Raw genomic sequence first — 13,148 nt, forward strand, 5'->3', positions numbered from 1 at the left:
CGCAGTGCCGCACCCCGCGCGAGGGCGGGGCGCCGTTCTGCGAGGAATGCCGGTGGAACTTCCTGACGAACACCGCGACCTCGTACACGCCGGCCGCGCCGCGTCCCTCGGGCCCCGGCCCGGGCGGTCCGGGTCCCGGCGGTCCCGGTCCCGGCCCCGGTGGGCAGAACCCGGCGCTCCGCTTCCAGCAGCCGCCGCCCGGGCAGCCGGGTCCCACCCACGGCGGGTTCGACTACCAGGGCTCGCGGCCCTCCCAGGTGAACCGGCCCGCCGAGCCGATCCCGCCCTACGGCGAGGAGCCGGGCTTCCCCGGTGACCCGTCACGCCAGGTACCGCAGCAGCCGGGCCGCGGGGGCCCGGGTCCCGGTGGCCCGGGAGGACCGGGTCAGGGTGGTCAGGGTGGATACGGCGGCCCCGGAGGTCCCGGCGGTCCGGGTGGCGCTCCCGGCGGTCAGGGCGGGTACGGCTTCCCGAACGGCCCCGGTGGCCCGGGCGGCCCGGGCGGCCCCGGTGGCGCTCCTGGCGGCCAGGGCGGATACGGCTTCCCGAACGGCCCCGGCACCCAGGGCGACCAGGGCGGATACGGCGGCCGCGGCGGACCCGGTGGCCCGAACGGCCCCGGTGGTCCGAACGGTCCCAGTGGCCCCGGAGGACCCGGTGGCCCTCAGGGCTTCCAGCAGGCCGGGCCGTCCGCCCCGCCCGGGTATCCGCAGGAGACCGGGCGCCCGCAGGCCCCGGGCGGCCCGTCCTTCGGCGGCGGCGAGGACGACTGGGTGATCTCACCCCCGTCGCCCGGCGCTCCCGGCGGCCCGAACGGTCCCGGCGGCGGCTACGGCTACCCGCAGCCCGGCTCGACGCAGGCACCCCCCGGTTACCAGCAGCAACAGCAACAGCAGCCGCTGACCTGGAGCATCACCATCGGGCCCGACCGTGAGTACTTCATGGCGATGATGCAGCGGTCGGGGCCGGAGGCGGCGGGCCTGAACCTGCCCGCGTACTCGCCGGAGCAGCAGCGTCCGCTCAGCGGCAACCAGCTCACGATCGGCCGCCGCCGCCACTCCACGGGCGACACCCCCGACATCGACCTGTCGGTGCCGCCGGAGGACCCGGGCGTCTCGCACCAGCACGCGGTCCTCGTCCAGCAGCCGGACGGCAGCTGGGCGGTCGTCGACCAGAACTCGACCAACGGCACCACGGTGAACGGCGCCGAGGACCCCATCCAGCCGTTCGTCCCCGTCCCCCTCCAGGACGGCGACCGGGTGCACGTGGGCGCCTGGACGACGATCACGATCCGGCGGGGATAGCCACCGGCGCACCGCCGGGGCCGACCCGGCCCCGGCGGTCACCACTGCGGCGGCTGCGACTACGGCAGCGGCCAGGCGTACGGCCCCGCGGGGTCGTCCAGCCACGCCCACGCGCGGCCGTCGCCGACCGTGATCCCGTACCGCTCGCGCGGCGGCATGCCCTCGCGCTCCCACAGCGCGAACGCCTCGTCCGCGGGGAGGCGGCCCGCCGTCAGGGCCAGCAGGAAGCGGAACAGTTCGCTCCCCCTGGCCCGGCGCGGCAGGCCCGCCAGGACCGCGTCCGGCTCGTCGGATCCGGACCGCGGGCCGCCGCGCAGCGGCACGAAGTAGGCGGCGGTGTGCAGGAAGCGGCCCTCGGCGTGCCCTGCGTCCCGTACCCGCAGGTCGATGAGGCCGGTGGCGAACGGCGCGAGGATCCGGGCGCCGGGCCGGCACTGTGCGAGCCAGGCGAGCGGGATCGAACCGAGCGTGCAGGTGGCGACGATCCGGTCGAAGGGCGCGCGCTCCGGGCAGCCGCGCGCCCCGTCCCCGGTGACGACGGCCGGTCGGTAGCCGGCCGCGGCCAGGTGCCGCCGGGCGGACTCGGTGATCTCCGGCTCCAGGTCGACCGTGGTGACCAGCGCGTCGCCCAGCCGGTACGAGAGCAGCGCCGCGTTGTAGCCGGTGCCCGCGCCGATCTCCAGGACCGCGTCACCGTCCCGCACCGCGAGTGCGGTCAGCATCCTCGCCATCAGGGACGGCTGGCTGCTGGACGACACCAGCTCGCCGTCGCGCACGCGGGTGGCCAGCGGGGCGTCCGTGTAGACCCCGCGCAGCCACTGCGCCCGCCGGTGCGGCCGGGGGTCCTCGCCCCACCTGCGCTCGTAGCCGCCCGCCACGCCCACGTAGTAGTACGGCACGAAGAGGTGGCGCGGGACGCTCTCGAAGGCCTCCCGCCAGACGGGGTCGGCGGCCCAGGCGCCGTCGGCGTCGATCTCGCGCACCAGCGCCGCCCGCGCCGACCTCGCCGCGGCGGCGAGGTCGTCGGGCCCGTGGTCGACGGCGCGCGCGCTCATGCCTCCACTGTGCTGCGGGACGGCCCGGGAGGCGAGCGCCGGGCGGCGGACGACGGACGGCCGGGACGGGCACCCCGGACGGGTGGTCCTAAGCCTCCGGTCCTCGGCCGGTCCGTCTGAGACCATGGACGGTGTGAAAGAGATACGGCGCGGCACGCTTCAGGAGCAGACCTTCTACGAGCAGGTCGGCGGCGAGGAGACCTTCCGGCGCCTGGTGCACCGGTTCTACGAGGGTGTCGCCGGGGACCCGCTGCTGCGGCCCATGTATCCCGAGGAGGACCTGGGCCCGGCCGAGGAGCGCTTCACGCTGTTCCTGATCCAGTACTGGGGCGGCCCGACCACGTACAGCGACAACCGCGGCCACCCCCGGCTGCGGATGCGCCACGCCCCCTTCGCGGTCGACCGCGCCGCACACGACGCCTGGCTGAAGCACATGCGGGTCGCCGTCGACGAGCTGGGCCTCTCGGAGGAGCACGAGCACACCCTCTGGAACTACCTGACGTACGCGGCGGCTTCGATGGTGAACACCGAAGGCTGAACGCGGCGCGGCGAGCAGCACTGACGCCCGTGTGAGCACGGGCATCGGTGCGCGCCGCCATTCAACGCACGCGCCGACGCCGCTCAGCGCACGCTGACATCCAGTGCGCCCAGACCAGCCCGGCGCACGGCGACCGACCCGTACGGCGTCCGCAGCCTGAGCCACGCGCCCGAGGAGAGCAGCCGCAGCGCGGGCCCGTCGGGTGCGGGCGCGTCGGACGCGGCGCCGCGCGTGGGCCGCAGGAATCCCAGCGACTGGGCTGCGTGGGCGGCCCGGACGGGCAGGGAGGTGTCCCCGACCGGCCGGGACCAGATCTCCCGCCCGATCCGGTCGAGCGCGGCCCGCGTACGTCCCTCGGGCGCCAGCTCGTCCATGCGCGAGCGGAACTCGGCGACGACGGCGGCCACCGCCGTGCGCACCGCGTCGAGCGCGGGCAGCCCCGGCTCGGGCCGCCAGCCCCCGCGGGGCGGCAGCACGCCGGCCCACGGCGGTCCGGTGACGGCGGCGGGCACGGTCGCGGTGGCCGCCGGCTCGTCGAGGGACTCCAGGAGCTCACCGGCCGAGACCGTCACGTCGAGGCTGAGGTCGAGACCGTCCTCGTACGGCTTGGCGAGCCGTGCCGTGCGGATCGCGAGCACCTCGAACGACGGGGGCCGGCCGAAGACCGCGAGCGTCGTGCCCGTCGCCTGCAGCCGCACCGCGGCCGCGCGGTCGTAGTGGATCAGCCGGGCGAGGAAGGCGGCGAGGTCCGCCGCCTCCCCCTCGTCGGCGAGGTGCAGGGCCGTCATGCGGCGACGGCCCCCGCGGAAGAGGCCCCGTCGTCCGCGTACTCCTGGAGGAACTCGCGCTCCTCCGCGGTGATACGGCGCGGCCGCTGCGCCTCGAAGTCGAACGGCACGATCACCGTCTGGGCCCGGACGTACACCTGGTCCGGGTCCTTGACCTCGTAGGAGATGGTGAACGAGGCCGCTCTGATCTGCGTGACCCACAGCTCGATGTCCACCGGGGTGTGCCGGTGGACGAGCTGCTGCTTGTAGTCGATCTCATGGCGTGCCACCACGGACCCCTGCTGGAAATCCTTGTCCGGGCGGAACAGGAAGTCGATGCGCGCCTCCTCCAGGTAGCGGAGGAAGACCACGTTGTTGATGTGGCCGTACGCGTCCATGTCCGCCCAGCGCAGCGGGCAGCGGTAGATGTGCCGCAAGAGAGATCAGCCCCGGGTCAGCTTCTTGTAGGTGGCGCGGTGCGGGCGCGCGGCGTCCGCTCCGAGCCGCTCGACCTTGTTCTTCTCGTACGACTCGAAGTTGCCCTCGAACCAGTACCACTTCGACTCGCCCTCGTACGCGAGGATGTGCGTCGCGACCCGGTCCAGGAACCAGCGGTCGTGGGAGATGACCACGGCCGCACCGGGGAACTCGAGCAGCGCGTTCTCCAGCGACGACAGGGTCTCCACGTCGAGGTCGTTGGTGGGCTCGTCGAGGAGCAGCAGGTTGCCGCCCTCCTTGAGGGTCAGCGCCAGGTTCAGGCGGTTGCGCTCACCACCGGAGAGGATACCGGCCGGCTTCTGCTGGTCGGGGCCCTTGAAGCCGAACGCGGAGACGTACGCCCGCGACGGCATCTCGACCTGGCCGACGTTGATGTAGTCGAGCTCGTCGGAGACGACGGCCCACAACGTCTTCTTGGGGTCGATGTTGGCGCGGCTCTGGTCGACGTAGCTGATCTTGACGGTGTCGCCGACCTTGATGGCGCCGGAGTCCGGGGTCTCCAGACCCTGGATCATCTTGAACAGCGTGGTCTTGCCGGCGCCGTTGGGACCGATGACCCCGACGATTCCGTTACGCGGCAGCGTGAAGCTCAGGTCGTCGATCAGGACCTTGTCGCCGAAGGCCTTGGACAGGTTCTGGACCTCGACGACGATGGAACCGAGCCGCGGGCCCGGCGGGATCTGGATCTCCTCGAAGTCCAGCTTCCGCATCTTGTCGGCCTCGGCCGCCATCTCCTCGTAACGGGCGAGACGGGCCTTGGACTTGGTCTGCCGGCCCTTGGCGTTGGACCGGACCCATTCCAGCTCTTCCTTGAGCCGCTTGGCGCGCTTCTCGTCCTTGCGCCCCTCGACCTTGAGGCGCGCGGCCTTCTTGTCGAGGTACGTGGAGTAGTTGCCCTCGTAGGGCAGGGCACGGCCGCGGTCGAGTTCGAGGATCCACTCGGCGACGTTGTTCAGGAAGTACCGGTCGTGCGTGACGGCGACGACGGCGCCCGCGTACTTCGACAGGTGCTGCTCCAGCCAGTTCACCGACTCGGCGTCCAGGTGGTTGGTGGGCTCGTCGAGGAGCAGCAGGTCGGGCGCCTCGATGAGGAGCTTGCAGAGCGCGACGCGGCGCTTCTCACCACCGGAGAGGTTGACGACGGGCCAGTCGCCGGGCGGGCAGCCCAGCGCGTCCATGGCCTGCTCCAGCTGCGCGTCGAGGTCCCAGGCGTTGGAGTGGTCCAGGTCGTCCTGGAGCTTGCCCATCTCCTCCATGAGCGCGTCCGAGTAGTCGGTCGCCATCAGCTCGGCGACCTCGTTGAAACGGCTGAGCTTGCCCATGAGCTCGGCGGCGCCGTCCTGGACGTTCTCCAGCACCGTCTTGGTCTCGTCGAGCTGCGGCTCCTGCATGAGGATGCCGACGCTGTAGCCGGGCGACAGGAAGGCGTCACCGTTGGACGGCTGCTCAAGGCCCGCCATGATCTTGAGTACGGTCGACTTGCCGGCACCGTTCGGTCCGACGACGCCGATCTTCGCCCCCGGCAGGAAGTTCAGGGTGACATCATCAAGAATCACCTTGTCGCCGTGCGCTTTGCGCGTCTTGCGCATGGTGTAAATGAACTCAGCCAAGAGAAACCGTCCGGACGCTTGAAATCGGCAGTGAGCAGATACACCCCATCTTGCCGCACCGCCACCCCTAGGGGGAAACGCGTTCACCGGAGACCACCTGACCTGGCATTTCACCGCGAGCACCCACACCTGCCCCGTCACCCCCGGTCACCATCGATCACCCCTGAGCACCCTCGCGCGCCCCAGAGACAGCCCGGCTACGCGAGTCCTCTGTGATCCGCGGCGGCCGTTCATGGGGCACCATCCGGGTTCTTCGAGGTTTTTCAGGGTTCCGTGGGCCGTGGGTGTCGAGATCGTGTCGGCTGTTTCGTCCCCGGGGTGTCGGTGGCCGCCGGCGGCCGTGTGAGGGAGAAGGAGAGATCAGCATGGGTGTTCAGCGGATGGACAACGTGGGCATCGTCGTCGAGGACATGGACGCCGCCGTCGCGTTCTTCCTGGAACTCGGTCTGGAGCTGGAGGGCCGCGGGGAGGTCCAGGGGCTTTTCGCGGACCGGTGCACCGGGCTCGACGGCGTCCACTGCGAGATCGCGATGGTCCGGACCCCGGACGGTCGCAGCCGGCTGGAGCTGGCGAAGTACCGCAACCCCGCGGCGATCACCGACGGGCCGCGCGACCGGCCGCACAACATCGTGGGCACGCACCGCGTCATGTTCGCCGTCGACGACATCGAGGACACCGTGGCCCGCCTGCGCTCCCACGGCGGCGAACTCGTCGGCGAGATCGCCCGGTTCGAGGACAGCTACCTGCTCTGCTACCTCCGCGGCCCGGAGGGCATCATCGTCGGGCTGGCCGAGCAGCTGCACGGGGAAGCGTGACCCCGGGCGGGCCCACGGCCCCATAGCTCCGCGGCTGCGTGGCTCGCCCTCAGTCCTGGGGCGTCGTGTTCTTCTTGCGGACGAACAGCACCGCCGCGCCCCCGATCACCACCAGGCCGATCGCCACCCCGGCTATCACCGGTGTGGCGCTCGACGCGCCGGTCTCGGCGAGGTCGGCCGTCGTGGCCGTGGTGCCGCCCACCGTGGCGGGGCTGGGCTCGTTCAGGGTCTGGACCGTCTCCCCCGCCCCCTCGTCGCTCTGCGTGCGGCAGTCCAGCACCCCCTGGAACCGCTTCTCGTACCCGCCCGGGCCCGAGACCGTGAAGTCGTACGACCGGTCCTCCTGCAGCGGGACCGTCACGGTCTGCGACTCGCCCGCCCCGACCGTGTGCTCGGTGCCCAGCAGCTCGTAGGTGAACGGCTCGTCGCCCTCGTTCACCGCGGTGACGTCCAGGCCACCCTCCGCGCAGTTCTTCTCGGCCGACAGCGCGGGTATCGCCCCGGCGCCGGCCCAGTTCGCCGTCGCCGCCGCAGAGACCGTCGACTCGCTGGAGCCGGCCAGGATCTGGGTCTGGCTCCTGGTCTCCGAGGCGAAGGCCCGCCCGACCGGCACCGTGGTGGAGGCCTGCACCGTCAGCGCGGCCGAGCCGTCCGCGGTGTCCTCGGGGACGTCGAAGTACAGCTCGGCACCGTCGGCCGCGGACGTGATCTCCTTGCCGTCGCGGTCGACGACGCGCACCCCGCTCGCGGCGTCGGCGGGCGGCGTCACCGTCACGGCGCGCGCGTCGGTGTGCACGGTGACCGGGCCGAGCGGTTCACCGGGGCGGCCGGAGACCGCGGGCGGGTCCAGCCGCAGGGACGCCTCGGGCTCCGCGAGGTCGCGCGCGCTGCGCTCCAGATAGTCGGCGAGCTTCTCCGCCTGCGGGTCCACGGCGTCCACGTCGGCGCCGTCCGAGTACCGCCAGATCGCCACCTGCGTACCGGCCGCCGCGTCCTGCTCGGTGAGGTCGCCCGCGCCCGCCTTCTCGGCCAGCGCCGCGAGGTCGTTGACCTGCGGGTAGGAGTTCTGGAGGATCCAGCGGATGCGGCCCGCGTCGGGGTTGCCGTTCAGCGACGTGCCGCTCCAGGGGGTCTCCTGGTACTTGGCGTCCTTCTGCGTCGGGCTGTAGATGTCGACGCAGTAGGTCTGCAGGGTGCCGCCGTTGTCGACGGACATCTCGAACAGCCCCGCGGAGACCTGCTTGTCGCCGCCGTCCTCGTGGATGACGGCGGCGCCCGACGTCTTCAGCCCGCCTATGGTCGCGGTCGCGCCGCCCTGGCTCAGGGGGAGCTCGTCCGCGACGGCCGCACCGGCGGTGGTCGCACCGCTCACGGCGACGAACCCGGACACGAGCGCCACCGCGGCCAGGCGGGCGGCAGCGGCACCTCGCCCGTGCACGAACGGCGCGGAGAACGAAGAAAGCACAGATTTCCCCTTCGAGCAGGACCCGTTGACCTGGGGGGTTACGGTCCCACCAGCGGAGTCGGCAGCCCCTAGAGCTATGCCCGGCATCCTAAGGACGGGGCACACCTCCCTCCCCGGTCATCTCATCCGATGAGTGATCCGAATCGGAATCGTTATCGCCAAGGCCGGTTACGAGTCGGGATTATCGATAAATCCACCGGGACCGTTCGGCATATAGCCACCGATAAGCCGCATCGCGGCCGAAGTGCGGAACCGCCGACTCCTGCCGTCAGCTCGCCAGGACCGGTTCGCGTCGTTCCCCCGGCCCTTCCACCGGCCCCGTCTCCCAGTCGGGTTCCGGCCTCGCCGCCGGGTCCGGCGAGAGCCCGGAGGCATGACCGGCGGCGTGACCGGAGACAGGACCGGGTCCCTGGCGGGCCGCCCCCTGCCCGGAGTCCTGGTCCGCCATCCGGTCCGGCGTCTGCTCGCTCCTGAGCGCCCTGCGGAACGCCGCCGTCCCGCGCGCCAGATCGTGCCCGATCGCCGACGCCTCGATGTCCGCGCCCGCCCACGACTGCCCGTCGCGCTGCTCCGAGCGGATCTTCAGCCTGCCGCGCACCACCAGCGGTTCGCCCACCGACACCGACGCCTGCACGTTCGTCGCCAGCGTCCGGTTGGCCCACACCGTGAAGAAGTTGGTGTGCCCGTCCCGCCAGGCGCTCTTCTCCCGGTCCCAGTACCGCTGCGTGACCGCCAGCCGGAACCGCGCCGACGCGCCCGCCGCCGTCTCCCGGAACACGGGCCGCGTAGCCACGTTCCCCACCACGCACACCGTCGTCTCGTTCATCGCCGGAACCCTCCCTCGGTCGTGGCGACCACCTCGTGATCGCCGCGTCCTCAGACTGCCTCCACCGGCGCGAACCCGCTGGGCCCTGTGGGCCACCCCCCAATTGTGGAAAACTCCCTCACCCCGCCGGCACCTCGATCCCCGTCACCCGCAGGAACTGCCCCCGCACCTCCCGGTACCGCAGCAGCTCCGACGCCACCGGATCGAGCACCCGGGCCCGGCCGCAGCCCGCCGCCGCCTCCCGCAGCCGCCGTTCCGCGTCGGCCCCGTACCGCCGCGCCGGCCCGCTCGCCGCCAGCCTGCAGGCCCAGTCGACACCCGGGCCGCCCACGATGCCGATGACCATCAGCAGCACGGGCACCCCGAGGTTCGGCGACATCACGCCGACGACCTGCCCCAGCAGCCACAGCCCGCCGACCACCTGAAGGATCGTCATGGACGCCTGCGCGAGCACGGCCGCCGGCCACCAGCCGGGCCGCGGCGGGCGGCCCACCGGGGCCCCGGCCCGTACCGCCAGCTCGTCCAGCGCCTCGCACAGCCCCTGCGAGCCCCGTACGGCTGCCTCGCGCACCGCCTGCGCCCAGGGGGCGGGCAGCCCGCCGGACGCCTGCTCGGCCACCGTGCGCACCGCCTGCTCGACGCGCTGGCGCGCGGTGACCTCCTCGTCCGTCCAGGTCCGTACGGACAGACGTCCGGTCGGGGGCTCGCGCCGGTCCTGGTACCAGCGCCACAGCCGCAGCCAGGGCGTGCCGCACGCGCGGTTGGCGTTGCGGCGCCAGGCGCGCTCGGCCGCCTCGCCCGCCGCCGTGGCCCCGACCGCGTCGGCGAGCCGGTCCGCGAACTCCTCGCGCGCCTCCTCGGTCAGCCCGGCCTGCCGCCGGTTGGCGTACACGGGGTACAGGCGCACCGCGGTCGCGTGCACGTCGGCGGAGATCCGGCGGGCCGCGGCGCCGCGCTCCGCCACGAAGTGACCGAGCACCTCCCGCAGTTCGCCGATGCCCTCGCCGGTCAGCGCGGACAGGGACATGACGGTCGCGCCCGGCTCGCCGTACTCGCCGAGCGCGATCCCGTCCTCGTCGAGCAGCCGCCGCAGGTCGTCGAGCACCTGGTCGGCGGCCTCCCCGGGCAGCCGGTCCACCTGGTTGAGGACCACGAAGGTGACTTCCGCGTGCCCCGCCATGGGCCGCAGGTAGCGCTCGTGGAGCACCGCGTCGGCGTACTTCTCCGGGTCGACGACCCAGATGACCGCGTCCACGAGGGCCAGGATGCGGTCCACGTGCTCCCGGTGCTGGACGGCCGCCGAGTCGTGGTCGGGCAGGTCCACCAGCACGAGGCCGCGCAGCTGGGCCTCGTCCTCGGCGCTCTGCAGCGGCCTGCGGCGCAGCCGTCCGGGGATGCCGAGCCGGTCGATGAGGCCCGCCGCGCCGTCGCTCCAGCTGCACGCGATGGGGGCAGCGGTGGTCGGCCGGCGCACCCCGGTCTCCGAGATGGGCACCCCGGCCAGCGCGTTGAAGAGCTGCGACTTGCCGCTGCCGGTGGCGCCCGCGATGGCGACGACGGTGTGCTGCCCCGAGAGCCTGCGCCGGGCCGCGGCCTCGTCCAGGACCCGCCCGGCCTCGGCCAGGGTGCGGCCGTCGAGCCGCGTCCGGGACAGGCCCACCAGTTCGCGCAGGGCGTCCAGGCGGGACCGCAGCGGTCCGTCGTACGCGAGGGGGGCCGCGACCGGCGCCCTCTTCTCCATGACGGTCTCCTGTACGGGCTTCGGCTGCCCCTCGTCCGTGACGGACACGCGTCGCGCGATCAGCCCGTCGTCCCACGCCCCCGCCGGATCGTCCCCGTCCCCGTCCCCGGCGGTTCCGTCCCGGGCGGTTGCCTCATCAGCACCGCCGACGCGAGGGCGTTCCCGCGCTCCGTGACGCCGGCTGCCCCTCGTCCGTGACGGACACGCGTCGCGCGATCAGCCCGTCGTCCCACGCCACCGCCGGATCGTCCCCGTCCCCGTCCCCGGCGGTTCCGTCCCGGGCGGTTGCCTCATCAGCACCGCCGACGCGAGGGCGTTCCCGCGCTCCGTGACGCGACCACACGGACCACGCCGCCCGCCCGGGCGCCCCTCGTCGTCCCCCGGCCGGTCGGCGTGGTCCGTGTGGTCCGTGACGGCGGTCACCGCGGTCACCTCTCCTTCTGCAGTACGGACAGCGCGGCGATGAGCTCCGCCTGCGGTTCCGGATGGACGTCGAGGGCGTCGAGCGGGGCGAGCCGCCGCTCCCGCTCGCCGTCCAGCGCCTTGTCGATGTAGTCGGTGAGCAGCCGGCCGCCCTTGTCCCGCAGCCGCAGCGCCCCGTGCGCGCCGATCCGCTCGGCGAGTCCCTCCCCCGCGGACCGCGCCCGGCGGCCGCCCAGCAGCGCGGTGGCGACCAGCGCGGCGACCGCCTCGGGGTCCGGCGCAACACTCTTCTCCAGGGCACGGACTTCGTCCTCCGCATACTCCTCCAGGACCCGGCGCCAGCGGCGTACCGCCATCCCGATGCGGTGCTCGGCGCTCTCCAGCGCCGGATCGCGGTCCGTCAGCCCCGGCACGCCCGCGGCGGGTTCGCGCCGCCACGTCTCGTCGATGCGCTCGTCCGCCGCGGTGACGGCGCACAGCAGGAGCGCGGCCAGGCTCTCGACCAGCGCGTCGAGCAGTTCACCGGCGCTGCAGTCCAGCGGGTAGCTGCGCCACCGCTTGAGCGCGCCCCCGGCGAGGACGGCCCCGGCCTGCAGCCGGCCCCGCAGACGCGTGTACTCGCTGTCGTACGCCCCCTCGACGGCCGCCGTGAGCCGCAGCGCGGCCGCGTACTGGGCCGCCGCGGCGCCCGCGAGCTCGGGCATCCGCGACTTCAGCGAGTCGAGCGCCCCGTACGCCGTGCGCGCCATCGTCCGGTGCCGGGCGGCCGGGTCCTGCGCCTGCTGGGCGAGCCAGGTGCGCAGCGGCGCCACGGCGGTGGCCGGGAGCAGTCCCCCGCCCCAGGCGGACTCGGGCAGTTCGGGCACCGTGAAGCGGGGCACGCCGCCGAGCCCCGCCTTGGCCAGGAGCGCCCCGAACTGCCGTGAGACCTCGGACACCACCTGGTGGGGCACCCGGTCGAGCACGGTGACGAGGGTGGCGTCCTGCTCCTTGGCGGTACGCAGCAGGTGCCACGGCACCGCGTCGGCGTACCGTGCCGCCGTGGTGACCATCACCCAGATGTCCGCCGCGCACATGAGTTCGGCGGCGAGCGCCCGGTTGCGGGCCACCAGGGAGTCGATGTCGGGGGCGTCCAGGAGGGCGAGCCCGCGCGGGAGGGTGTCGGCGGTCTCGATGCGCAGGACGCGGGTGTCGTCCTCGTCCGGCAGGAGGGGGTCGTCGTCGGCGTCCTGGCGGGGCATCCACACGCGCGTGAGGTCGGGCAGCACGCGCATCCCGCTGAACCAGTGATGGTCCTCCGGGTGGCAGACGAGCACCGGGGTGCGCGTCGTGGGCCGGAGCACCCCGGCCTCGCTGACCCGCCGCCCCACAAGGGAGTTGACCAGCGTCGACTTGCCCGCCCCGGTCGATCCTCCGATCACGGCGAGCAGGGGTGCTTCGGGCTCTCTCAGCCGGGGCACGAGATAGTCGTCGAGTTGCGCGAGCAGTTCGTCGCGGTTGGCACGCGCGCGTGGAGCCCCCGTCAGGGGCAGCGGGAAGCGTGCGGCGGCGACACGGTCGCGCAGGGCGGAGAGTGCGTCGAGCAGCTGGGGCCGTACGTCCAAGGTCACCACATGTGAAGAATGCCCAATTTTGCAGGGTTTCTAAAGCATTTGGGCACGCCTGCGCGCCGATCGGACACACGGGGCCTAAGGGACGACCGGGGCGCAGGCATAACGAGTGCACAACACCCGGGGCGTGAGGCGCCAAAAGCGATGCACGATTCGTACCTGCCTGCGATTATCAGGACCGCTTCACCGAACCTCCACATCGAGCCACGGAGGTGAAGCGCGAAGCGCAGGGACCCAGGAGCTCTATCCTTGTCCCCGGCAAGGTCACAGCCCCGCCCGTACCCGGGCACCAGCAGTATCAGGCCACCACACCCGGCCCCCGTAGCTCAGTGGATAGAGCAGGCGCCTTCTAAGCGCTTGGCCGCAGGTTCGAGTCCTGCCGGGGGCGCTCACTCCCCGCCCGTGCGCCGGGAGGGTCTTCCGCTGCCCTCCGCGCATCCGCGCACCGGCAGCAGCGCCCGTGCCCACCCGCCCCACTAGCCTGTTCGTCATGAAC

11 protein-coding genes and 1 tRNA gene are annotated in these 13,148 nt (G+C 73.1%); 4 read left to right on the forward strand and 8 right to left on the reverse strand.

Translation table 11 applies throughout. From position 1 onward, the window contains the following. On the forward strand, nucleotides 1-1,304 hold a 1,304-nt coding region (locus FGF04_RS26290; protein WP_149513870.1), incomplete at its 5' end, for an FHA domain-containing protein. 59 nt (nucleotides 1,305-1,363) lie between these two features. Here the strand turns inward: FGF04_RS26290 and FGF04_RS26295 are convergent. Continuing rightward, nucleotides 1,364-2,359, reverse strand: coding sequence for a methyltransferase domain-containing protein (locus FGF04_RS26295; protein ID WP_149513700.1), 996 nt, complete (start codon nucleotides 2,357-2,359; stop codon nucleotides 1,364-1,366). 124 nt (nucleotides 2,360-2,483) lie between these two features. On the opposite strand from FGF04_RS26295, the gene FGF04_RS26300 reads away from it, so the two are divergent. Then, the gene (locus tag FGF04_RS26300; RefSeq protein WP_149513701.1) at nucleotides 2,484-2,897 is read left to right on the forward strand and encodes a globin; all 414 of its coding nucleotides are present in this window, start codon (nucleotides 2,484-2,486) and stop codon (nucleotides 2,895-2,897) included. An 83-nt stretch (nucleotides 2,898-2,980) separates the two neighbouring features. Here FGF04_RS26300 and FGF04_RS26305 read toward each other — a convergent pair whose 3' ends face one another. Genes FGF04_RS26305 through ettA form a run of 3 tightly spaced genes read right to left on the reverse strand, consistent with a single transcriptional unit; the run spans nucleotide 2,981 to nucleotide 5,772 of the window. Beyond that, nucleotides 2,981-3,685 (reverse strand): hypothetical protein, encoded by a 705-nt coding sequence (locus FGF04_RS26305; protein WP_149513702.1) that lies wholly within the window; start codon nucleotides 3,683-3,685, stop codon nucleotides 2,981-2,983. After that, nucleotides 3,682-4,101, reverse strand: a complete 420-nt coding sequence (locus tag FGF04_RS26310; RefSeq protein ID WP_149513703.1) for an acyl-CoA thioesterase — start codon at nucleotides 4,099-4,101, stop codon at nucleotides 3,682-3,684. The genes FGF04_RS26305 and FGF04_RS26310 overlap by 4 nt, the downstream gene beginning before the upstream one ends. Nucleotides 4,102-4,107: 6 nt before the next feature. Next, a complete protein-coding gene (gene ettA / locus FGF04_RS26315) occupies nucleotides 4,108-5,772 on the reverse strand; it encodes an energy-dependent translational throttle protein EttA (protein ID WP_149513704.1) in 1,665 nt (554 codons plus the stop codon). Nucleotides 5,773-6,137: 365 nt separating this feature from the next. Here ettA and FGF04_RS26320 point away from each other — a divergent pair, with 365 nt between their 5' ends. After that, nucleotides 6,138-6,587 (forward strand): VOC family protein, encoded by a 450-nt coding sequence (locus tag FGF04_RS26320; protein WP_149513705.1) that lies wholly within the window; start codon nucleotides 6,138-6,140, stop codon nucleotides 6,585-6,587. 49 nt (nucleotides 6,588-6,636) lie between these two features. Here FGF04_RS26320 and FGF04_RS26325 read toward each other — a convergent pair whose 3' ends face one another. The 4 genes from FGF04_RS26325 to FGF04_RS26340 form a co-directional block, all read right to left on the reverse strand. Next, complete coding sequence (locus tag FGF04_RS26325) at nucleotides 6,637-8,052, reverse strand: TQXA domain-containing protein (protein WP_235882496.1); 1,416 nt, start codon at nucleotides 8,050-8,052, stop codon at nucleotides 6,637-6,639. Between the two features lie 268 nt (nucleotides 8,053-8,320). Further along, nucleotides 8,321-8,878, reverse strand: a complete 558-nt coding sequence (locus FGF04_RS26330; RefSeq protein WP_149513706.1) for a single-stranded DNA-binding protein — start codon at nucleotides 8,876-8,878, stop codon at nucleotides 8,321-8,323. 118 nt (nucleotides 8,879-8,996) lie between these two features. Then, entirely contained in the window at nucleotides 8,997-10,619 is a 1,623-nt protein-coding gene (locus FGF04_RS26335; RefSeq protein WP_149513872.1) for a YfjP family GTPase, read from the reverse strand. Between the two features lie 428 nt (nucleotides 10,620-11,047). Further along, the gene (locus FGF04_RS26340; protein WP_149513707.1) at nucleotides 11,048-12,655 is read right to left on the reverse strand and encodes a dynamin family protein; all 1,608 of its coding nucleotides are present in this window, start codon (nucleotides 12,653-12,655) and stop codon (nucleotides 11,048-11,050) included. 312 nt (nucleotides 12,656-12,967) lie between these two features. Between FGF04_RS26340 and FGF04_RS26345 the strand changes: the two genes are divergently transcribed. Beyond that, nucleotides 12,968-13,040: transfer RNA gene (locus tag FGF04_RS26345), tRNA-Arg, on the forward strand. The last annotated feature ends 108 nt before the right edge of the window (nucleotides 13,041-13,148 follow it).

The sequence above is a fragment of the Streptomyces apricus genome (assembly GCF_008369065.1).
Taxonomy (GTDB): domain Bacteria; phylum Actinomycetota; class Actinomycetes; order Streptomycetales; family Streptomycetaceae; genus Streptomyces; species Streptomyces apricus.

What these genes read in the sequence shown, in the direction of transcription:
- FGF04_RS26335 (WP_149513872.1), bottom strand. Translation starts at nt 10,619, where the DNA reads ATGGAGAAGAGGGCGCCGGTCGCGGCCCCCCTCGCGTACGACGGACCG.
- FGF04_RS26305 (WP_149513702.1), bottom strand. Translation starts at nt 3,685, where the DNA reads ATGACGGCCCTGCACCTCGCCGACGAGGGGGAGGCGGCGGACCTCGCC.
- FGF04_RS26320 (WP_149513705.1), top strand. Translation starts at nt 6,138, where the DNA reads ATGGGTGTTCAGCGGATGGACAACGTGGGCATCGTCGTCGAGGACATG.
- FGF04_RS26295 (WP_149513700.1), bottom strand. Translation starts at nt 2,359, where the DNA reads ATGAGCGCGCGCGCCGTCGACCACGGGCCCGACGACCTCGCCGCCGCG.
- FGF04_RS26330 (WP_149513706.1), bottom strand. Translation starts at nt 8,878, where the DNA reads ATGAACGAGACGACGGTGTGCGTGGTGGGGAACGTGGCTACGCGGCCC.
- FGF04_RS26300 (WP_149513701.1), top strand. Translation starts at nt 2,484, where the DNA reads ATGGACGGTGTGAAAGAGATACGGCGCGGCACGCTTCAGGAGCAGACC.